The organism is Phocaeicola fibrisolvens (assembly GCF_025567125.1).
GTDB lineage: Bacteria > Bacteroidota > Bacteroidia > Bacteroidales > Bacteroidaceae > Phocaeicola > Phocaeicola fibrisolvens.
Genome location: NZ_JAOQJI010000051.1, coordinates 1 through 22,919 on the forward strand (window position 1 = coordinate 1; position 22,919 = coordinate 22,919).

Consider the following 22,919-nt stretch of genomic DNA (forward strand, 5'->3'; position numbering starts at 1 on the left):
AAAGGATATATTGGCCAAGCTCTGTTCGAGAACCTTTTCCTTGATGGCATTCAGCTTGTCACTAAAGTTAAAAACAATATGAAGAACTCGCTGATGAGTATAGCCGACAAGATTCTGCTCAGAAAAAGGGCCTTGATTGAAACGGTCAATGACGAGCTGAAGAACATAGCACAGATAGAACACTCCAGACATCGTTCATTCAATAACTTTATAGTCAACTCTTTGTCGGCTATTGCAGCATACTGCTTTTTTGAAAAGAAGCCCGCCATTGACGTTAACTTTGCCAATGACGGACAACTGTCTATTTTCTAATTTTATATCGAACTCACGTTAAAAATACATTATGTGCTCTGGTAGGAGTAGGAATGGTGGCATGTTCTGATTTCCTGGATGTAGAACCACATAATCAGCTGACGGATGCTGCTGTTTGGGGAAATTTGGATTATGCAGAGGCTTTCTTGAATAATTGCTATAGCTGGGTTGAAGGTGAAAACCAAAATGGTGTGCCTTTCTGTAGTTATACGGATGAAATATATCATCGTGCGGGATATGCAACGGAAGTGTATACTTTAGGAAATGTTTCGTGTGATAATTATAATGTCGGATATTCTGAAGCAAGAGGAAATACTTGGTATTTCTATTATAATGCGATAAAGAATGTGAATCAGTTGTTGGAAAGAGTGGATGAGGTCCCTGTAGCTTCGGAAGACGATACAAATCGTAAGGAAGAAATCAAGGGACAGGGATATTTTCTGCGTGCATTTTATTATCACCAATTATATTCATTGTATGGACGTGTGCCATTGATTTATCATACTTGCGACATTGATTCAGAATGGACGGAAACAAGGGCTGATATGGATGAAGTGGCAGACTCTATTGTAGCAGACTGTGATCGAGCTGCTGCCATTTTGCCTCTTAGCTATAGTAGTACAGATTTTGGTCGGGCTACAAAAGAATCTGCTTTGGCGGTAAAAGCCCGTACGCTGCTTTATAAGGCAAGTCCATTGTTTGGTACACCTTCAAGAGAAAGGTGGCAAGAAGCTGCGGATGCGCAGAAGGCCGTGATTGATTTGGCGGATCAAGGAGTGTATACTCTTCCACAGGTAAATGATTATGAAGAATATGCAGCATTATTCTGTGACCCTGAAAACCCTGAGATTATATTTGAGAAGTTGTATAATACTGTGAGTGGGGGAGCTTATTCTCAGAGTTATCCGATGTCAGCGCCTCCGGGAGCTTATAATGGTTATAATGGATGGGGAATATGGTTGCCTACGTATAATATAGTGAATATGTACCAAACTAAGGATGGCTCAGACTTTGAAATGAAGAATCTGACTAATTATAGCATTCAAGTCCCAAGTGTAGATCCAGCTACAGGTAATATTGTTTATAAGGATGAGTCTGTTGTGGCCACAAAGGATTCGCCATGGGAAAATCGTGAAATGCGTTTTTATGCGAATATTCTTTATGATGGTGCATTGTGGGGATATGGTGAGGATAATCATCCTATTCAAATTTATGAGTCTGGTGCTGAAGGAGTTATTTCAGGAGAACAGTCTCCTACCTATACGAGTGGAGAATATTGGAATGCAACCCAGACTGGATATTATTTACGTAAGTTTATGAATCCTAATTATAACCAATGGGATGAGACAGTAATGGATAATACTCCATGGATTTTCTTCCGGTTAGCTGAGTTTTATTTGAATTATGCTGAATGTCAGATTGAATTGGGTAATGATAATGAAGCTTTGTCTTATATCAATAAGACTCGTACTCGTGCATTGTTACCGGCGTTGACTGATGTAAGTAATATTCGCGAAAAATATGAACAGGAGAGAGCCGTGGAATTGATGTTTGAAGGACAGCGTTTCTTCGATTTGCGTAGATGGAAGAGAATGGAGGAAGCTTATTCTCCTGAAAATTGTCCAACAGCTATGAAGATTTATAAACTAGGTGATGGCTCACTGTTGTATTCTCATAATACAACGATTTTGCAGCAACGGAATTTCAAAGAAGAAATGTATTGGATGCCTATTCCTCGTTATGAGTTGAATAAATGTCCACAATTGGATGGACTCCCTTATGAAGATTAATTAACTTTTAGTAGAGCGTAATAGGACAGAAGTCTTATTACGCTCATTTTTTTATTTTAATATCATGAGACAGTTACTATTACTATCAGCATTTTTAGGTTTAAATTTAGTTTCTTTGGGGCAGAATGTTTGTCCTAAAGAACTTTGTGGTAATGTAAAAGGCAAAGAAATCTACATCCCCAAGGATTTGCAGGGCATGGACCTCCATAACCCGGACTCTAAATGGAGCTATCAGCGGATGTGCTGCACGGACAATGTGGCGATATTTTGGGAGAAGGGATTCGGCAATGACCTGGCGAATCCTCCTCAGTTGGAAGGACACGACATGCATGTGGATTTGAACAACTTGACGGATAAGCTGGAAAAGTTTTATACGTTCTTCCGGGATTCCCTGCAATTCACCAAGCCGGGGTCGAAGAGCGACCGTTACCGGATGATGGTCATGATTAACTATTCGCTTGAGGGAACAGCCTACGGCGGGGATTATGACCAGCAGATTGGAGCTTTGTGGGTGGCACCCAACCGTATTCAGGATGAAAAGCTGAACTGTGTGGCACACGAACTGGGCCACAGTTTCCAGTCGCAGATCTCGTGTGACGGAGCAGGAGAGGCCTGGGGAGGCTCCGGTTTCTTCGAGATGGCTTCGCAATGGATGTTGTGGCAGGTCAATCCGGACTGGCAGACCGACGAGCGTTATCACTGGGATGCCTTTACGAAACTGACGCACAAGGCGTATTTGCACTTGGAGAATATCTATCACTCTCCGTACATCCTGGAGTATTGGGGGATGAAGAGGGGACGTCCCATCATTGCCGAACTTTTCCGGCAGGGAAAGAAGGGAGAAGACCCGGTGATGACGTATAAACGGCTGACGGGACTGTCGCAGGAGGCTTTCTGCGACGAGATGTTCGATGCCAGCCGTCATTTGGTGAACTTGGACTTTGAACGGGTGTGGAAGAATACGCGCCCTTATGCCAACCAGTATGATTGTAAGCTGTCGAAGCAGGCTGACGGATGGTATCAGGTGCCTGCCGAGGTTTGTCCCGAAAACTACGGCTTCAATGTCATTCCGTTGGTGGTCCCGGAACCGGGAACGAAGGTAACCTTACAATTTGAAGGATTGAAAGGCCCGCAGGACGGGTATGTATCGGTTCATCCGGAAAAGGCAGGCTGGCGGTATGGATTTGTGGCCGTAAAGGCAGATGGAAAAAGTCTGTATGGGGAAATGAGTGCCAAGCAGAAAGGAAAACTGACTTTTAAAGTACCTGAAAACGAGAAGTTAGTATATTTGTGGTTGGTAGTGATGGGAGCACCGGAGGAGCATTGGATGAACCCTTCGCCTCGGAGCAGGGAAAAAGATGCACAATGGCCTTATCGCATCAAACTGAAAGGAACGGATTTAAAGGACTAAATGGATAAAACTATGTTTGCAAAAGAAACGTATGTCGCCCGCAGGCGGCAATTGAAGGAGAGTGTGGGCTCAGGTCTGCTCCTCTTTTTAGGGAACGACGAGTGTGGAATGAACTATGAGGACAACACGTACGATTATCGGCAGGATTCTTCTTTTCTGTATTTCTGGGGGTTGTCGTATGCCGGACTGGCTGCCGTGATTGACATTGATGAGGATCGTGAAATCATTTTTGGCGATGAACTGACCATCGACCATATTGTGTGGATGGGCACGCAGCCGACCTTGCGCGAGAAAGCGCAGCGGGTAGGGGTGACGGAAACGCGCCCGTTGGCGGAACTGAAGACATACGTGCAGAAAGTGGTGGCACAAAAGCGGATGGTGCATTATTTGCCGCCCTACCGGGCCGAGCATCGGTTGAAACTGATGGATTTGTTAGGAGTAAAACCGGGGGAAGAGATTCCTTCTGTACCGTTTATCAAAGGGGTTGTTAATTTGCGGAATTATAAGACGGAAGAGGAAATCGTGGAGATTGAACGGGCTTGTGATGTGACGGCAGAAATGCATCTGGAAGCCATGCGGGTGTTGCGCGTCGGTATGAAGGAATACGAAGCGGCTGCCGCATTGGAGGCAGTGGCACGGGCACACGGATGCCGTCTGTCTTTCCCGACCATCGCCACGGTGTGCGGACAAACGCTCCACAACCACTATTACGGTCATACGGTGAAGGAAGGTGATATGCTGTTGGTGGATGCAGGTGCAGAAACGGAGATGGGTTATGCTGGAGACATGTCGTCTACCATCTGTGCCGGAAAGAAATTCACCAGCCGTCAGAAGGATGTGTACGACATTCAGGTGGCGGCGCATCGGGCGGCGGTGGATGCCTTGAAGCCGGGAGTGTATTTCCGGGATGTGTATGATTTGGCTTGCCGGGTGATTTGTGAGGGCTTGAAAGGACTGGGCTTGATGAAAGGCAATCCGGCGGATGCCGTGGAACAGGGAGTACACGCGATGTTTTTCCCTTGCGGACTGGGCCACATGATGGGACTGGATGTGCACGACATGGAGAACTTGGGTGAAGTGTGGGTCGGCTATGACGGACAGCCCAAGAGTACACAGTTCGGACGGAAGTCGCTGCGTCTGGCCCGGAAACTGGAACCGGGGTTCGTGCTGACCATTGAACCGGGTATTTATTTCATTCCGGAGCTGATAGATTATTGGAAATCAGAGCATCGCTTTACGGATTTCATCAATTATGAGAAATTGGAGAGTTACCGTGACTTTACGGGCTTGCGTAACGAAGAGGATTACCTGATTACGGCCACCGGGGCACGGCGGCTGGGCCAGAGGATTCCATTGACAACCGAAGAAGTGGAGGCGATGAGATGACGAACGATAACAAAGCGATTGCGTGTGCCTGTGTGGCGGTATTGAGCTGGTCGACGGTAGCCACGGCGTTCAAGATGGCGCTGCGTTACCTGACGCATTTTGAAATGTTGTGGGTGGCCAGCCTGACCTCACTGGTGATATTTACGGTGTTGCTCACCGTACAGCGGAAATGGAGACTGCTGGGAAACCTGACCGGGAAGCAATGGGGATATTATGCGGCGTTGGGACTACTGAATCCGGTGGCCTACTATCTGGTGTTGTTCAAGGCGTATGAATTGCTGCCGGCGCAGGTGGCACAACCCATCAACTATGCTTGGCCGATTGTGCTGCTGATTTTGCTGGCGCTGTTTGCCGGGCAGCCGATTCCGAAAAAGAAATATATCGGGATGTTTGTATCGTTGGCAGGAGTCGCCTTGATTTCCATCGGTACAGGTTTTGAAGGTGAAATGACCGTGTCGGCCGAAGGCTTTCTGTTGGCGGCATTGAGTGCGGTGCTATGGGCTGCCTACTGGATGTTCAACAACCGGAATAAGGTGCAGACAGACGGGAGTGTGGTGTTGTTCCTGACTTTTTTGTTCGGTTCGGTTTATTTGTCGATCGGCGCTTTGTTCTGCGGATTGAACTTACATTCTCTGACCGGGGTATTGTCGGGTATGTATGTGGGTGGTTTTGAAATGGGCATTCCTTTTATTTTCTTCGGACTGGCCATGCGGAAGACCTCCAATCCGGCGTTGATAAACCAGCTGTGTTATCTGTCTCCTTTCATGTCATTGTTTTTCATCTCCGTGGTGCTGGGCGAACGCATCGTCTTTACCACTTACATCGGACTGGTGATGATTGTGCTGGGCATCGTGTTCAACCAATACTTTGTGAAGACCAAGCCTCAGGCAAAAATCGTCCAGTAGGATGAAAAAATAATACAAAATCTCTCCTTCTGAGTGCAGGAGGAGAGATTTTGGGATGATATTGTTATCGTTTCAGACTTCCCTGTCAGGGATTTATTCGTTTATCTTCTTTCTTTGTAACTGGAAAAATAATTCTATGGGTATGAAAAATGCTTCATTTCTATTCAGTGCCGTTTTGTGGCTTTGCGGTTGCTTTTCTGTGATGGCGGCCGGTAATAAAGTGTATGTCGTGCAGTCGCCGGACAAACACCTGAAGGTGGAGGTCTCATCCGCTGCCGGTGGGTTGACTTATTGTATATATCATAAAGACTCTCTTATTGTTGTAGATAGTAAATTAGGGTTAATTCAAACAGGAAAGAAGTCTGCTTCAGCAGGCGGGGAGAAAGTGATTTCTTCCAAGACTAAAAAGATGATTCAGGATGTTGACGCACCTTTTTATCGCTTCAAGTCATTTCAGGCTGTTTGCAATGAAATGAACTTGAAGCTGAAAGGGGAGTATGGAGTATGTTTCCGTGTTTACAACGAAGGAGTGGCTTATCGCTTTTATACTTCTTCAAAAGAGGATTTGATTATCAAGAATGAAATCGCAGAATTCCGGTTTGCCGGTGATTATACGGCCTATCTGCCTTATTCCACGAACAAGGAAAAGCCGATGGCGATGGCATACCAGAATACGTATGAAGTGAAACCGTTGTCGGAAGCGCCGCAGGAACTGGCTTTCTTGCCGGTTACAGTGGATTGCCGGCAGGTGAAGGTGACGTTGCTGGAGTCGGACTTGGAGGCGTATCCGGGTATGTTCGTGCAGCCGGACGGGAAGCAGACCTTGAGGGGGGTGTTTGCTCCTTATCCGAAAAAGACGGACTTTTATCCGTGGCGTAAGCAGGAGTATGTGACGGAAACGGAAGATTATATCGCGCATGTAAAAGGTAGCCGCACGTATCCGTGGCGTATTCTGGCCATTACGGAAAAAGATACGGACATGCCGGTGAATAATCTGGTGTATGCCTTGGCTTCGCCAAACCGTATCGGCGACTGTTCGTGGGTGAAACCGGGAAAGGTGGCCTGGGACTGGTGGAATGACTGGAACCTGAAAGGAGTACCTTTCAAGGCGGGCATCAACATGGATACGTATAAATATTATATCGATTTTGCTTCCCGAAACGGGCTGGAATATGTGGTGCTGGATGAAGGATGGTACGATCCGAAGAGCGGGGACATGCTGACGGTGATTCCGGAACTGGATCTGCCGGAGCTGGTTCGTTACGGAAAGAGCAAGGGAGTGGAACTGGTTCTCTGGACAGTATTCAACGTGTTGGATTCACAGTTGGATGAGGCTTGCCGGAAATATTCGGAGATGGGTATCAAGGGATTCAAGGTGGATTTTCTGGATAGGGATGATCAGAAAGCTGTAGAGATGATTTATCGTATTGCGGCAAAGGCGGCAGAATATAAACTGATGCTGGACTATCACGGCATCTACAAACCGACAGGGCTGAACCGTACGTATCCGAACGTGGTGAACTATGAGAGTGTGTTCGGTATGGAGGAAATGAAATGGAGTGAGGTGGAAAAGAACATGCCGCTTTACGATGTGACTTTCCCCTACATCCGCTTGATGGCGGGATACGTGGACTATACGCCGGGGGCGATGCGGAACTTGTCGAAACGTGACTTCCAGCCGATGTATTCTACTCCGGCCAGCATGGGGACGCGTTGTCATCAGCTGGCAGCTTACATCGTACATGATTCTCCGTTTACGATGTTGTGCGACGCGCCGACAAATTACTTGAAAGAGCAGGAATGTGTGGATTTCATCAGTTCGATTCCGGTGGAGGTGGATTCTACGTTTATTTACTCGGGTAAACTGGGTGAGTCGATTGTGACGGTCCGAAAGAAAGATATCAACTGGTATATCGGTGGAATGACCAATTGGGATGAGCGGGATATCACCTTGGACTTCTCGTTCCTGGGCAAAGGGGAGAAGTATAGATGTACGTTGTTTAAAGACGGTATCAATGCTTCTCGTCAGGCGGAAGATTACGTAAAGCAGACCTTCATCGTAGATGCCAATACAAAACTGCCCATCCATCTGGCTTCGGGAGGTGGTTTCGCCTTGAAACTGGAACGTACGTTTGTGGCAGAAGTGAAGCCTTCGGCTGTACCGGAAGGAAAGGGGATTCCTGCTTTCTATGAGAAATACTTGGCAGTAGACGGCTTGTATATCGTGTCTTCGGAGCATGTACGCGACGAGGCATTGGAAAAAGCCTACGAGATAATTTCACTGATGACGGCCAAGCGCCCGGACATTAAGAAAGAGATGGTGAGCAAAGGCTGTCATGTGATGATTATCGGAGAGCATGAAGAGGTGTGCGACTTGCCGGAATATGCGCATATCTGCAATACGCCGGAGAACATTGCTTTTTGGAACAAGCGGGCCCGGGGATTTGGCGGGGCGCCGGAGGATGATTTCTCGGCCAGCTGTGGAGAAGAGAATGTGCTGGCTTTGCCGGGCGACCGCTATGTGGGTGAGAATATCTTGATTCACGAGTTTGCGCATTTGTTCCACACCATCGGTATAGTGGGGGTAGAGCCTGATTTTAACGAACGCTTGGAGGAATGCCGTCAGCATGCCATTGCAAAAGGTTTGTGGAAAGATACGTATGCCATCTCAAACAAGGAAGAGTACTTCGCAGAATGTGTACAGTCGTTTTTCAACTGCAACCGTTATTCGGAGACTCCCGACAAAGTGCATAATTCCATGAACCGTCGTACGAAACTGAAATCGTACGATCCGGAGATGTATCAGCTGCTGAAAGAATATTTTTATGAGATAGAGATACCTATTTTGAATGAAGTTCACCTGTAATAAGAAAAAGAGAAACACAATGAAAAAGCAAGTTTTGACGGGCTTGTTTCTGGGAATGGCCTTGCAGGCGGCGTATTCACAGAAAGTGGAGTGGAATACACCGGGAGCAGGCAATCCTTTTATTCCCGGTTATTTTGCAGACCCTACTGTAAAGAAATTTGGAGACACATATTATGTATATGCCACGACCGATGGAAGTGGAGCCGGCTTTGGTCCTTCACAGGTGTGGTGCAGCAAGGATTTTGAGAACTGGACCATTATGCCGATGAACTGGCCGGACAGTCACTGGATTTGGGCACCGGATGTGATGAAACATACGGATGGAACATATCGGATGTTCTATTGTCAGCCGTGTAATGTGTATGAAGGAATGGCCGAAACGCCACGTGGCCCGTGGAAGAATGTGCTCGGCGAGAGTGAGGCGGTCCTGGTACCCGACCGATTTGTAAAAAATGCGATCACACTGGACGGACAGTCGTTTGTGGATGACGATGGTTCCGTGTATCTGTACTGGGGAACATGGGGTATTTACAAAGGCTTTGGTTGCGGGGCAGGGAAAATGACACCCGACATGAAAGGTTTTGTGGAAACGAAATTGATTCCCAATACGGAGGTGAAGGACTTTTTTGAGGCTCCGTTTGTCATGAAGCGGAACGGTATTTATTATTTCATGTATTCTTCTGATTCTTGTCATGACAGTACGTATCATGTGCAGTATGCTACAAGCACGGTGGGACCGCTCGGTCCTTATACGTACAGAGGTACGGTACTGAAAACCTCGGCCGACGGTACGGTGCATGGTCCGGGGCATCATAGTATTCTGAAGGAAGGCGACAACTACTATATTGTCTATCATCGTCACGACAATCCGCATTCCAACCGGGGATTCCATCGCCAGCTTTGCATAGACAAACTGGAGTTTAATGCCGATGGTTCGATTGTACCGGTGGAAGGAACACACAGTGGAGTCGGTGCTTTTGCCAAGAGTATCTTGAAATCGAAGAATTTGGCATACGGGAAACCGGTCAAGGCTTCTTCGTATTATGATGCGAATTTCTTGCCAGAATATGCGGTGGATGACAATAACGGAACGTTGTGGCGTCCGAAAACCATGGGGCAGGAATGGATTGAAATTGATTTGCAGAAGGTGGAAAAGATACGTACTATCTGGACGCAATTTGAATACGGTACGTCGTATTATCAATACTTGATTGAAACCTCAGTGGATGGAAAGCAATGGAAGGTTTTTGCGGACAAGCGTCACAATTATCTGGCTGGAAGTCCGATGGTGGATTTTGGGGAAACGGATGCACGTTATGTACGGTTGACAACCACGGGTACACAGAAAAACGGTTTTGCCGGTGCGTTGTGGAACATCAAGGTGTTTGGGGCGTATGAAACGGCCTCTCCTCAATTGTGGATGGGCCTTTCAGGCTTGGACTGGAACGGCACAGAATGGAAGAACGACGGCGGTATGCTGGGTGGTATCTTCCGACTGAAGACCGGACAGGTTTCACGCAAGCGTATAGCCGGACAGGAGGCTATTGTACTGGCACCGGGTACGCAGCTGGAATTCGAATCACCGGTCATCAATCCGAAAGAGGAACATACGGCTACCGTCTGGGTATATGAAAACAACCGCTGGACTTCCAAGTCGGCAGAAGACTATGTGCAACGCGGAAAAGTGGTGATTCAGGCTTCAGGTCAGGAACTGGCCGTGACGAATTTCCGGTATTATAACTGGAAACAGGAAGAAGCGGAGAAGGCATACGATGCGACGGTTGGACTGGTACGTGTGGAAGCTTCCGATTGTGTAAAGAAAGAGTTGCTGGTGTCTATGACAGCCGAAGATTTTGCCGTAGGAGATACGGTACCGTATATCCCGAATAAGGGTGTAGTGGAAGGTTATTTCGAGGCACAGAAGGCGCCGGTAGTGGTGGAGGAAGTGCAAGGAAAGAAGGCTTTCCGCTTTGAAGGCGAGCAGTTCTTCCGCTCCAGCTTTACGTTGCCGGCTACACTTCGCGATAATGCGCCTTACACTTTGGAAGCGTGGGTGTTGAACCCGGAACTGGCGGAAAATGAATGCGTGGCCGATTTTACCAGTTCACACGATGAAATGGAAAAAATTATGTTGGTGAACGGGACAGAACCACGCTGCGGTATGCTGAACCATTACGGCTGGTATGAAGACGTGGGTTATAAAGATGCCAAGAGTTTGGCCGGGAAATGGCAGCACATTTATGTGGTTTTTGATGGAAGAATAGAAAAAGTGTATATAAATGACCAATTAATCAGTTCGAAAGACATTCAGTTGCTGATAAAACCGGTACAATTTGTAACTTTGGGACAGAATGCGGAAGGCAACTGGCCGTTCAGCGGTTATGTGCATGCGTTGAATATTTGGGATGAAGCTCTCCCATTGGAAAATAAATGAAAAACAAGAACCTATAAATAAACAATGAAACCATGAAAAAACTAGTGATTTCAGCTCTGCTCTTTTCGTTGATTGGAGGCGGGGCGTACGCACAGAAGAAAACTCCGGCACATGGCTATCCGATTGATCCGGTTCCGTTTACTTCGGTAAAACTGACGGATTCTTTTTGGGGACAGCGTTTGAAGGCTAGCCGTGAGGTAACGATTCCGTTGGCTTTCAGCAAATGTGAAGAAACCGGACGTTACAAGAATTTTGAAATGGCTGCTCACCCGAGTGAAGACAACAAGGTGACAGGGTATTCGTTTGATGATACGGATGTGTACAAAACTATTGAGGGAGCAAGTTATCTGCTTCAGACGTATCCGGATGAGAAATTGAAGAAGTACATCGACAGTGTACTGGTGATTGTGGCAGCTGCACAGGAGCCCGATGGTTATTTGTACACGGCACGTACCATGAACCCCAAACATCCGCATGAATGGGCGGGTAGCAAACGCTGGGAAAAGGTGGAGGAGCTGAGTCATGAGTTCTATAATCTGGGACACATGATTGAAGGAGCCATTGCACATTATCAGGCTACGGGACAGCGCAACTTTCTGGATATCGCAATTCGTTATGCAGACTGTGTCTGCCGGGAAATCGGTGACAAGCCGGGACAGCAGGTGCGTGTACCGGGGCATCAGATTGCTGAAATGGCGTTGGCCAAACTGTATCTGGTAACAGGTGACCAGAAATATTTGGATGAAGCTAAATTTTTCCTGGACAAACGTGGCTACACTTCCCGCCGGGATGAATACAGTCAGGCTCACAAGCCGGTGATTGAACAGGATGAGGCAGTAGGTCACGCCGTTCGTGCGGCTTACATGTATTCCGGTATGGCCGATGTGGCTGCTTTGACGGGAGACACAGCGTATGTGCATGCCATCGACCGCATTTGGGAGAACATCGTTTCCAAGAAATTGTATATTACCGGTGGTATTGGAGCCACTAACAATGGAGAGGCTTTCGGAAAGAATTATGAACTTCCCAACATGTCGGCTTACTGTGAGACTTGTGCGGCTATCGGAAATGTGTATATGAATTACCGTCTGTTCCTCTTGCATGGGGACTCCAAGTATTATGATGTGCTGGAACGTACATTGTACAACGGACTGATTTCAGGTGTGTCACTGGATGGAGGTGCTTTCTTCTATCCGAATCCGTTGGAATCCATGGGACAGCATCAGCGCCAGCCGTGGTTCGGTTGTGCCTGCTGCCCGTCTAACATCTGCCGTTTCATCCCGTCTGTACCGGGTTATGTGTATGCGGTAAAGGACAAGGATGTGTATGTCAACTTGTTCATTGCCAACAATGCTACGCTGAAAGTAAATGGCAAGAAGGTGACTTTGTCACAGACCACTTCTTATCCTTGGAATGGAGATATCACATTGGCCGTAGACCGCAATTCAGCCGGACAGTTTGCCATGAAGATCCGTATCCCGGGATGGGTTCGCAACCAGGTAGTTCCAAGTGACCTGTACACCTATACAGACGGCAGTCGTCCGAAATACAGTGTGAAAGTAAACGGACAAGAAGTGAAATCGGATTTGGAGAAAGGATATCTGACTATCGACCGGAAATGGAAGAAGGGAGATAAGGTAGAAATCCATTTTGATATGAACGTACGCACGGTAAGAGCTAACGGTAAAGTGGAAGCTGACCGTGGTCGGGTGTCTGTAGAACGGGGCCCGATTGTCTATTGTGCAGAATGGCCGGATAACGATTTCGATGTGTTGAGTGTCTTGATGAACCGCACGCCGAAGTTTGAAGTGGTAGAAAAACCGGATTTGCTGTATGGTATTAATGAAATCAAGACACAGGCCCAGACCTTGGAATACGATGAGTCGGGTCGTCTGGTGGCTAAAGATCATACACTGACAATGATTCCGTATTATGCATGGGCTCACCGTGGAGCCGGTAACATGGCGGTATGGTTGCCGAATGAAGTAAGTGCCACTCGTCCGGTAGCTATTCCTACCTTGGCTTCCAAGAGTAAGATAGATGCATCCCATAAAGTGACTTCTTTGTCTGCCATCACCGACGGGCTGGTGCCGAAGGATGAAAACGACCGTACCATTCCTTATTATCATTGGTGGCCGAAAGAAGGTACTACGGAATGGATTTCTTACGAATTTCCGGAAAAGATGGAAGTTTCCAGCTCTACGGTTTACTGGTTTGACGATGCACCATGGGGAGGTTGCCGTGTGCCGAAAGCTTGGAAGATTTATTACAAAGATGCTTCCGGCAACTGGACTCCGGTACAGAATCTTACGGGATATGGCGTACAGAAAGGCAATCCAAATACGGTAGAGTTTGAACCGGTAAAGACCAAGGCTGTCAAACTGGAGGTTGTGCAGCCGGATAAGAACTCTTCAGGATTGTATGAATGGGAAGTGAAATGACCATGTTGATTTATAGATAATAATGCAACCAGATTCGGGGCTTTGGGTATTCTTAGGTATGATGGAAGAATATCTGAAGTCCCGAATTGTAAAATAAGACACAATGGGAAACAATTTTTGGAAATCAGGACTTTTGTCTATCATGTTGGGTAGTGTATCTTGTATGCCGCTTTTTGCACAAGGTACAGTAGAAGATTATAACCGGGCTTATGCGCTTCGGGAGAAATACAGTATGAAGCAGGTGCTTTATGCAGGAGTGGTGCCACATTGGGTAGAACATACTTCTTCTTTCTGGTATGTACGTCAGACCGAGAAAGGGAATGAGTATGTGAAAGTGGATGCGGCATCTGCCAAAAGAACAGCGCTGTTCGATCAACAGAAAATGGCCAATGCTTTGTCTGAAAAGTCGGGTCGTAAGGTGGATGCGTATCATCTTCCGCTTCAGAATTGCTGGCTGAATGCGTCGCTTGATACGTTGCGCTTCCAACTGGATGGAAAGTTCTGGGCTTACAGCATCAAACATAACCGTTTGCTGGATGAAGGAATGGTGCCTCCCCGTGGGAAAGAACGCCATTGGATGGAAGTGGATGATGAAAAAAACGGAGGTCCGGTGACATCTCCCGATGGCAAATGGGTGGCCTTCATCAAGAATGACAATGTGTATGCGCGTGAAGTGGCTACTGGAAAGGAAAAACAGTTGAGCCAGGACGGTACATTGAGCAACTATTATTCTTCTTATATCCAGTGGTCGCCCGACTCTAAGTCGGTAGTATCTTGTCGGATTCGTCCGGTGGAGAAACGCTATGTGTATTATGTAGAGTCTTCTCCTGCCGACCAGTCACAGCCGAAGCTACATAAACAGGAGTACGCCAAACCGGGCGATGAGCTGCGTTTCAAGGTGCCTTGTATCTTTGAGGTGGAATCTGGTCGTCGGTTGATTCCTTCCACTGAGTTGTTCAGTCACCAGTATGATTTGTCGGCTCCGATGTGGAATGCAGACAGCAAAGGCATCACCTTTGAATACAACGAACGTGGTCACAAGGTATATCGGGTATTGGAAATGTCGGCAGTCGATGGCAAGGTTCGTCCGTTGATTGAAGAAAAAGAAGAGAAATACGTGAACTATCCGCGTATTTACCGGAATTACCTGAGCGACGGCAAGCGTATCATCTGGTCAAGTGAACGGGACAACTACAATCACTTGTATATGTATGACCGGGCTACCGGAAAACCGTTGAATCAGATAACCAAAGGAGAATGGTACGTGCGCGGCGTACAGTATGTGGATGAGGCCAACGGGGTGATCTATTTTTCTGCCAATGGCATGAATAAAAAGGAAGACCCTTATTTGATTCATTACTATAAAATCAACTTCGACGGCAGCAATTTGGTGGAACTGACTCCCGAAGAGGGGATGCACCAGTGCTGGTACTCGCCCGACTATAAGTATCTGGTGGATGTGTACAGTAAGGTAGACCAAGCACCGGTGGCAGTGCTGCGTGAGGCGAAGAATGGAAAAATCCGTATGCAGCTGGAAAAGGCAGATATCTCTGCGTTGCTGGCGAACGGATGGAAGGCACCCGAAGTGTTCACAGCCAAAGGGCGTGACGGAAAGACCGACATGTGGGGTATCATTTATCGCCCGTCCAATTTCGATCCGTCGAAGAAATATCCGGTGATTGAATATATCTATTCCGGTCCGGGCGACCAGTATGTGCCGAAGACTTTCTCTTCTTATAACTGGTGGATGACTTCTTTGGCTGAACTTGGATTTATCGTGGTACAGGTAGACGGTATGACCACTTCTTTCCGCTCCAAAGAATTTGAGGAAGTATGCTACAAGAACTTGAAAGATGCCGGACTGCCCGACCATATTGCCTGGATTAAGGCTGCCGCACAGAAATATCCTTATATGGACATCGACCGTGTCGGTATTTTTGGTTGCTCAGCCGGCGGACAGGAATCTACAGGAGCCGTGCTGTTCCATCCAGAATTCTATAAGGCGGCTTATTCAGCTTGTGGCTGTCACGACAACCGCATGGATAAAATTTGGTGGAACGAGCTTTGGATGGGATATCCGGTAGATGAGTCTTATAGTGCTTGTTCGAATGTGGACAATGCCTATCGGCTGACTCGTCCGCTGATGTTGGTCGTCGGCGAATTGGACGACAATGTAGATCCGTCTTCTACGATGCAGGTGGTCAACGCGTTGGTAAAAGCCAATAAGGACTTTGAACTGGTGGTGATTCCGGGTGCTCACCATACCATGGGAGAGGATTTTGGCGAACACAAACGATATGATTTCTTTGTCCGCAATTTGATGGGAGTTACTCCTCCGTCATGGGATAAAATCAAAATCGGGAAATAAATCATCCGGTTTTACAGATAGCAAAATGGGTCATTCATTTTTGAGTGACCCATTTTGCTATATCTTCCATTACTTTTTCAGAAACTCGTGCGGGGTGATTGTATTCCATCGGCGTGGATTTTCCGGTACCTTCCATGAAACAGTGGTTTAATGTCGGATAGGAGAGGAACGTGGCATTCGTTTTGCCAAACATCCCTAGTTTCCACATGGCAAAATCCTGCATCGTTACCTGATAATCACGTTCTCCCTGCAGGAAGAGCATCGGAACAGACAAGGAGCAGGCGGTCATGACAGGAGCATATTTATCCAGATAGTCCCAATAGATTTGAGGAGCAGCGGCTTTCACTTGCTGGTATTGTTGGGCGAGAAGCGTTTCATCCGTGTTCCCGTTCAATGAGCCCAAATAACGTATTTGTTCTTTAAGTATGTCATCTTGTGGACGGGACGGAGCGGCCAGCAGAATAAGTCCAGTGACCGACGGACAGCGGGTAGCAATAAGCGGAGCCAGTAGTCCTCCCAGACTGTGTCCGGCTAAGAATATTTTTTGTTTGTCGATAAATGGCATAGAGGCCGCCAGCTGACAAGCTGAAACTGCATCTTCTACCACTTCTTCATCAGGGGTAATCTCTTTGCCTTCCGGAACGGAGGCTTTCCCATATACATACGTACGTTTGTCATAGCGGAGTACAGCTATACCTTTTGCCGCTAGTCCCCAGGCAATATCCCGGTAAATTTTGTTAGGGCCGATACTTCCGTCTCTGTCTTGAGGGCCGGAACCATGTACCAAGATGACAATCGGGAGGTGGGTCTTTCCTTTCGGACGGGTGAGGGTGCCGGGGAGTTTGTAATTTCCGGTAGTCACTTCAATGGGGGATTCTTCCAAGTGCACACTGTCGAACGGGACAACTAAGGGTTTTTCTTCCGGAGGAACCGGGAGCAACCGGAGTCCACTCACTTTATTTTCGGTATTGAAGGCCACCAGAAAGCGTAACGGAGCGTGTTGGAATTTCAAATCAGTATAGTAGACCACTGTACCGTCGATTGCATCCTGTTTCCATTCTTTCTCTTTTTCTAGCGGGCCAAGTTGTTGCTTCACCTGTGCCCACATGTCCTTTAGCTGCGACAAAGGAACGGCCTGTTGCATCTTTGCATCGAAACAGGCATAGATACTGTCGCTCTGGGCATCTTTCATCCACCGCAGAATGTTTGCGGCTCGTTGCAGGTTGGTTTGCTGGGCGTGGAGGTGGAGAGATAGCAACATCACACAAATTAGGATCGATAGAATTTTTCTCATGATAGGGTTTATATTTTCAAACAAAAATAGTAGATATATATCAGAGGATTTTCCTTTAAATGTTATATATATTAAAAATAGAAATAAAATAAGTTGGTTTTATATTATATAATCGTTAAAAATGATTGATTTATAGGCTTTGTTTTTATCAACTTTAATTTAACGCTTGCTCGATGATAAAGAAAATCTATATATTTGTGACGCAAAAACAATAGATAAAACTAAATTGTAGACTTAAAAGGACTACTCTTTTTATAAACTTATCATAAAACTAAACTTATCAGGTGGATTGTAAAGGCGAATTATGGGTCTTGTTATGCATCTGAATTTGAGACTTTAACTTATTAAACTTAAATCTATGACTAAAGAGCATTTAAAATCATTAAGTGCATTTTTGCTTTTGTCGGGGCTTCCTTGCGGATTTATGCAAGCTATGCCCGATGTAGAGGCTGTGAAGTCACAGGTAGTACAACAACAGACTACTTGTGAGGGTTTTGTAACAGATCGTGATGGAGAATCGATTATTGGGGCCTCAGTCGTGGTGAAGGGCACGACGAACGGTACCATCACGGGGCTTGATGGAGAGTTTAACCTTTCTAATGTGAAAAAAGGTGATGTTATTACCGTTTCATATGTCGGTTATATGACACAGGAAATTTTGTGGGATGGCAATCCGTTAAAAATAGTCTTAAAAGAGGATACGGAGACCTTAGAGGAGGTTGTAGTTGTGGGTTATGCTACAGTAAAGAAGGCTAACCTGACAGGAGCTGTTTCTGCTGTGGACGATAAAGTCTTGGCTGATCGTCCGATTGTAAACTTAGGACAAGGACTTCAAGGTACAATTCCTAACCTGAATGTAACGACGAGTGGAAAGCCGGGAGCTGGTTCTTCATTTAATGTCCGTGGTGAAACATCTATTAATGGAGGTTCACCGTTGGTTTTGGTGGATGGAGTGGAAATGGACCCTAACTTGATTAACCCACAAGATGTTGCGAGTGTTTCAGTTCTAAAAGATGCAGCTTCAGCTTCGATTTATGGTGCACGTGCCGCGTATGGTGTTATTTTGATAACAACCAAAAGCGGGCGTAAGAATATGCCTACTCGTGTCTCTTTCGATGCTTCTGTTTCGTTTAATAGTCCTACTACCCGTCCTCGTTACATGAATTCGATGGAATATATGACTTGGATGAATGCGGCCGGGCAGACTACCAATGGACGCAACATCTTCAGCCAGGAAGAGATGGAACACATAGAAGCGTACTATAATGATCCGGTAAACAATTCTCCGGTGTTTGTGGCTACAGATCCGAATAGTTGGCAATATGCCAATTCTCAGGCCGGGAAATATGCTTATTGTGGGAATACGGACTGGATGAAAGAAATGTACAAGAAAAGCTATCCGGTGCAAAAGTATAATGTCAATATCAATGGAGGTAGTGATAAGGCTACATATTATACTTCGGTAGGATATACTGATCAGGGATCGCTTTTGCGGTATGGCAATGAAAGTTTCCGTAAATTCAATATGGTAAATAATATCAATTATGATATTAATGATTGGATGCATGTTTCAATGAAAACGAGCTTTATCCGTACTGAACTGGATGGTATTGTGCAGGATAGGGCGCATGGAGAGAATTGGATTGGCAATGATACACAGCCCTTGATGCCGGTAAAGCATCCGGATGGGAACTGGTCCGGACAGGGTAATTATACGAACTTTGCAGCAATATTGACCGATGGGGGCGCACGTAAAACAACAAAGAATGATTTTTGGAATACACTAGCCTTGAAACTGACTCCACTTAAGGGCTTGACGCTTAATATGGATTATACATTCAATTATTATGCGGAACATATAAAAAATCATTTACAGTCATTTGATGAGTATGGTATAGATGGTAAGTTTCTGCAAATGTTCCAGTGGACAAACCCTAATTATGTGTATGAACATCAGCAAAATGATACATATAATGCATTTAATTTGTTCGGAGATTATGAAGGAACTTTCGGCAAGCATTATTTTAAGGTGATGTTAGGTTTTAATCAAGAAACCAAGCATACACGGGCGTTTTAAGCACAGCGTGAAAATCTTGTATCCAATGAACTTCCTTCAATGGATGCCGCTACAGGAGAAAAATATGTGGGGAACTCGGATGATAGTTGGGCCACAAGAAGTGGTTTTTTCCGCGTGAATTATAGCTTTGCAGACCGTTATTTGTTGGAACTGAACGGGCGGTACGACTTGTCTTCTAAGTTCCCGAAACACAATCGTGCAGTGTTCAATCCTTCGTTTTCCTTGGGATGGCGATTGTCTGAAGAAAGTTGGTTTAAAAATATTACCCATAATATTTTTGATGAATTGAAGCTTCGTGCTTCTTATGGTAGCCTGGCTAATCAGGCTTTGGATAATGGCTGGTATGTGTACTTGTCTAATTATTCTACAGGGCAAAACAGTTATTTAATGGGAGGCAAGAAGAATTCGTATGTGTTACCAGGAGCTTTGGTCAGCAATATTGTGACATGGGAAAAAGTAACCCAATGGGATTTAGGATTGGATTTTGCGGTCTTGCAGAGTCGTTTGCAGGGTACATTTGACTATTATCAGCGTGCTACAACTGGAATGCTGGGACCTGGAAAAATTTTGCCGGCAATTCTAGGTGCTGCCGAGCCTGAGGAGAATGCAGCAGATATGGTGACTCGTGGCTGGGAATTGTCTTTGACTTGGAATGATCAGCTGGAAAACGGATTGCATTACAGCCTTGGATTTAACTTGTCGGATACAAGAGCTGAGATTACAAAGTATGATAATCCTACAAAATCTTTGTCGAGTCCTTATTATGAAGGACAGATTATTAGTGATATCTGGGGGTATGAGTCGACCTTGTTCCAGACGGAGGATGAAATAAAGCAAGCACCCGACCAGTCAAAGGTAGATGGAGCAATCAACAAGGTTCCGGGAGATATAAGGTTTATGGATGTGAATGGCGATGGAATCGTTGATAATGGAAATAATACTGTGGATAATCCCGGAGACCAGAAAATTATAGGAAACAATCGCGCTCGTTTCCGGTACGGGTTTAATATATCTGCCGACTGGAAAGGTTTTGACTTGGGCATTTTCTTCCAAGGTGTAGGAAAACGGGATATTATGCTTCCTAATACATTCAAGTGGCAATATGGAAGTCAATGGCAGGTGCCGGTTGCGGTGGCAAATGATTATTGGACTGTGAATAATACCAGCGCTTGGCTTCCGGTAGCTCGATTCAATGGAGGCACAGCCATTGGACGAAACCAGACTCGTTATTTGGTTAATGCTGCGTATTTGCGCTTGAAATCTTTGTCTTTTGGGTATACGCTTCCAGTCGCATTGACTCAAAAATGGGGTATCCAGAAGTGCCGTATTTATTTTACGGGTGAAAATCTGCTGACATTCAAGCATACTCCGGAAGGATTTGATCCGGAATTATCTGATCCATATAGTTATCCGCAACAGAAGTCGTTGTCGGTAGGGATGAATGTCGTATTTTAACTATTAGCTGATTAATAATTATGAAGATTCAATATTTACTTTATATGGCTGCGGCCTTGTCGTTCACAAGCTGTAACGATGCTTTTTTGGACAGATCTCCACAAAGTCTGAATGATGAAACATTTTGGAAGTCTGTCAGTGACTTGAAAACTTTTGCCAATGCGTTTTATAATACATTGCCTGGGGGAGTGACCAATTTAGGGGATGAAGACAGTGATAATCAGATTCCATTCGTGCCTAACTCCTTTTTGTGGGGACAGTATACTGTTCCTACGGAGGGTAGTGACGATGGAAGGTGGACAAAAGCATCATGGCAGAATATCCGGCAATTGAATTATTTTATGACTCATTATAAACGGGTAAATGCATCTGAGGAAGAGATGAATCCGTATGTGGCAGAGATTCGTTTCTTCCGAGCATTAGAGTATTTTGAAAAAATCCAGACATTTGGTGATGTACCTTGGCTTGAAAGTGAACTGACTATAGATAGCGAAGAACTGTATGGCAATAAAATGCCAAGAAATGAAGTGGCAAAGAAAATTGTGCAGGACTTGGAGTTTGCTGTCGAATGGTTGCCTGAGAAAGGAAAGGAAGAAAATAATCGCTTGAATAAAGATATAGCTCGTCATGTGATGGCCCGTGTTTGTCTGAATGAGGGAACTTATTATAAGTACCATAAAGAGCTGGGATATGATGCGGATGCGGTAGGTCTGTTACAGAAAGCAGCTGACGCGACAGATGCCCTAATCGCTTCTTCACATTATGAGATTTATAAAACCGGGCATCCGGAAGTCGATTATTATAATCTTTTTGTGATGGAAGATAAAAGTAGTTTGAAAGAAGCGATTCTTTATATTGACTATGCGACTGCGCTGCGTGAGCATAATGCTTGCCATTGGTTGCGGAATGCGAAGAGTGGATGGTCGAAAGATTTTGCGGATTGCTTTTTGTATACAGATGGAAAACCTGCTTCGGTTACCTCGAAGGCACATGAGCGTAATAAAACGATGGCTGAAGAAGCACAGGACCGTGACCCGCGTTTCAAACAGTTGATTTTGACAGGAGATGCACCCTATACGATGACAGTGGATGGTGGTATGACTTTTATTACTAAGGATGAGGACTTTGTGAGAGCAGATTGTCCCAGTGGCTATTGGGTGCGTAAATATTTCACTCCCGATCCTTCACAGGATATTGAGGCTAAAGGTACAATTGATGGTATCGCTTATAGGTATGCAGAAACCTTGCTTGTGAATGCAGAAGCTAAGGCTGAACTGAAAACGATTACACAAGAGGATTTGGACAAGACGATAAATCAGTTGCGTAAACGTGTCGGAATGCCCGATTTAAAATTGGACATTGGGTTTGTCGATACCAACTGGCCAAATTGGGGATATGACTTGTCTCCTTTGCTGCAAGAGATTCGTCGAGAACGTCGTGTGGAATTGGCAGGCGAAGGTTTCCGGTTTGCTGATTTGAAGCGTTGGAAAGCTGGAAAATTGTTGGAGAATAGCCAGACTTATATGGGAAAATATGTCAAAGGTGAGGATGGACAATTCCATCAAACGGTAATTTATGAAAATTATGCATCTCCAGAGAAAGCTCGTAAGTGGGACGACAAGATGTATTTGTACCCAATTCCTACAGGTGAATTGCAACGTAATCCGAATCTGTTGCCGCAGAATCCGGGCTGGTAATCAATCTTTCTTTAGGAATAATAGATAAGGACGAGGCCGTCTCAAAATGAATTGAGATGGCCTCTGTCGTTTCATATCAGATTGAAGTCGTTTGGATTTTCCTCAAAAAAAAGGAGTTTCCAGGTTTCCTCTTTCAAATTTCATCATTTTAAACCGTTTTCCCCCGTCAGAAGCCTCCTAAGAGGCTACTTTTGCAAGATTATGCGCTATGGCCAGCAGGCCAAATTCAATTTCCACCTTTTTCAGCCCACGGAGATGGAACCTCTTGAAGTGCTTGTTGTTCTTGAGGTTTCCAAATACGGCTTCCACATCCTGTGGCCGCTGGCTCCGGTATTTAAGACCTTCCGCAGAGAGGAGTTTCTCACGTTCCCTTTCCTTGATTTTTCTCAGCCGATGATTCACTTGCACAATCCTTTCCGACCGGCTTCTGTGACACCGGCATCTTAACGGACAGCCCTTGCAGTTCCGTGCCCTGTACCTTGA

The 22,919-nt window shown here is 45.7% G+C and carries 12 protein-coding genes and 1 pseudogene; 11 read left to right on the forward strand and 2 right to left on the reverse strand.

Annotation, left to right across the window (positions count from 1 at the left end; all coding sequences use genetic code 11):
- From OCV81_RS15270 to OCV81_RS15310, 9 genes are all read left to right on the forward strand, one after another.
- The coding region (locus tag OCV81_RS15270; protein WP_148330804.1) for a transposase at window positions 1–312 on the forward strand (312 nt) is incomplete at its 5' end.
- 53 nt (window positions 313–365) lie between these two features.
- Window positions 366–2,102, forward strand: a complete 1,737-nt coding sequence (locus OCV81_RS15275) for a RagB/SusD family nutrient uptake outer membrane protein (protein ID WP_148330805.1) — start codon at window positions 366–368, stop codon at window positions 2,100–2,102.
- A gap of 64 nt (window positions 2,103–2,166) precedes the next feature.
- Window positions 2,167–3,513, forward strand: a complete 1,347-nt coding sequence (locus OCV81_RS15280; RefSeq protein WP_148330806.1) for a DUF6055 domain-containing protein — start codon at window positions 2,167–2,169, stop codon at window positions 3,511–3,513.
- A 12-nt stretch (window positions 3,514–3,525) separates the two neighbouring features.
- Window positions 3,526–4,899, forward strand: a complete 1,374-nt coding sequence (locus OCV81_RS15285; RefSeq protein ID WP_148330807.1) for an aminopeptidase P family protein — start codon at window positions 3,526–3,528, stop codon at window positions 4,897–4,899.
- On the forward strand, window positions 4,896–5,804 hold the full coding sequence (locus OCV81_RS15290) for a DMT family transporter (RefSeq protein WP_148330808.1): 909 nt from the start codon (window positions 4,896–4,898) through the stop codon (window positions 5,802–5,804). Before OCV81_RS15285 ends, OCV81_RS15290 begins: the two co-directional genes overlap by 4 nt.
- A 142-nt stretch (window positions 5,805–5,946) precedes the next feature.
- Window positions 5,947–8,670 (forward strand): glycoside hydrolase family 97 catalytic domain-containing protein, encoded by a 2,724-nt coding sequence (locus OCV81_RS15295; protein ID WP_148330809.1) that lies wholly within the window; start codon window positions 5,947–5,949, stop codon window positions 8,668–8,670.
- A 19-nt stretch (window positions 8,671–8,689) separates the two neighbouring features.
- Complete coding sequence (locus OCV81_RS15300) at window positions 8,690–11,104, forward strand: family 43 glycosylhydrolase (protein ID WP_148330810.1); 2,415 nt, start codon at window positions 8,690–8,692, stop codon at window positions 11,102–11,104.
- A gap of 32 nt (window positions 11,105–11,136) precedes the next feature.
- Window positions 11,137–13,545 carry a glycoside hydrolase family 127 protein gene (locus OCV81_RS15305; RefSeq protein ID WP_148330811.1) on the forward strand — a complete coding sequence of 803 codons (2,409 nt, stop codon included), beginning with the start codon at window positions 11,137–11,139 and terminating at the stop codon, window positions 13,543–13,545.
- 142 nt (window positions 13,546–13,687) lie between these two features.
- A complete protein-coding gene (locus tag OCV81_RS15310; protein ID WP_148330815.1) occupies window positions 13,688–15,913 on the forward strand; it encodes a S9 family peptidase in 2,226 nt (741 codons plus the stop codon).
- Window positions 15,914–15,947: 34 nt separating this feature from the next.
- Here OCV81_RS15310 and OCV81_RS15315 read toward each other — a convergent pair whose 3' ends face one another.
- Window positions 15,948–17,207 (reverse strand): alpha/beta hydrolase, encoded by a 1,260-nt coding sequence (locus tag OCV81_RS15315; protein WP_148330812.1) that lies wholly within the window; start codon window positions 17,205–17,207, stop codon window positions 15,948–15,950.
- A 358-nt stretch (window positions 17,208–17,565) separates the two neighbouring features.
- On the opposite strand from OCV81_RS15315, the pseudogene OCV81_RS15320 reads away from it, so the two are divergent.
- Both OCV81_RS15320 and OCV81_RS15325 read left to right on the forward strand, forming a co-directional pair.
- Window positions 17,566–20,739, forward strand: a pseudogene (locus tag OCV81_RS15320) (SusC/RagA family TonB-linked outer membrane protein).
- A 20-nt stretch (window positions 20,740–20,759) separates the two neighbouring features.
- Window positions 20,760–22,436, forward strand: a complete 1,677-nt coding sequence (locus OCV81_RS15325; RefSeq protein ID WP_148330813.1) for a RagB/SusD family nutrient uptake outer membrane protein — start codon at window positions 20,760–20,762, stop codon at window positions 22,434–22,436.
- A 177-nt stretch (window positions 22,437–22,613) separates the two neighbouring features.
- On the opposite strand, the gene OCV81_RS15330 is transcribed toward OCV81_RS15325, so the two are convergent.
- A partial coding sequence (locus tag OCV81_RS15330) for a transposase (RefSeq protein WP_148330814.1) occupies window positions 22,614–22,919 on the reverse strand: 306 nt, incomplete at its 5' end.

Excerpts from the sequence above, each read along its gene's own strand:
- OCV81_RS15315 (WP_148330812.1), bottom strand. The coding sequence starts at position 17,207 with ATGAGAAAAATTCTATCGATCCTAATTTGTGTGATGTTGCTATCTCTC.
- OCV81_RS15310 (WP_148330815.1), top strand. The coding sequence starts at position 13,688 with ATGTTGGGTAGTGTATCTTGTATGCCGCTTTTTGCACAAGGTACAGTA.
- OCV81_RS15290 (WP_148330808.1), top strand. The coding sequence starts at position 4,896 with ATGACGAACGATAACAAAGCGATTGCGTGTGCCTGTGTGGCGGTATTG.
- OCV81_RS15275 (WP_148330805.1), top strand. The coding sequence starts at position 366 with ATGGTGGCATGTTCTGATTTCCTGGATGTAGAACCACATAATCAGCTG.
- OCV81_RS15280 (WP_148330806.1), top strand. The coding sequence starts at position 2,167 with ATGAGACAGTTACTATTACTATCAGCATTTTTAGGTTTAAATTTAGTT.
- OCV81_RS15285 (WP_148330807.1), top strand. The coding sequence starts at position 3,526 with ATGTTTGCAAAAGAAACGTATGTCGCCCGCAGGCGGCAATTGAAGGAG.
- OCV81_RS15295 (WP_148330809.1), top strand. The coding sequence starts at position 5,947 with ATGAAAAATGCTTCATTTCTATTCAGTGCCGTTTTGTGGCTTTGCGGT.
- OCV81_RS15300 (WP_148330810.1), top strand. The coding sequence starts at position 8,690 with ATGAAAAAGCAAGTTTTGACGGGCTTGTTTCTGGGAATGGCCTTGCAG.
- OCV81_RS15305 (WP_148330811.1), top strand. The coding sequence starts at position 11,137 with ATGAAAAAACTAGTGATTTCAGCTCTGCTCTTTTCGTTGATTGGAGGC.
- OCV81_RS15325 (WP_148330813.1), top strand. The coding sequence starts at position 20,760 with ATGAAGATTCAATATTTACTTTATATGGCTGCGGCCTTGTCGTTCACA.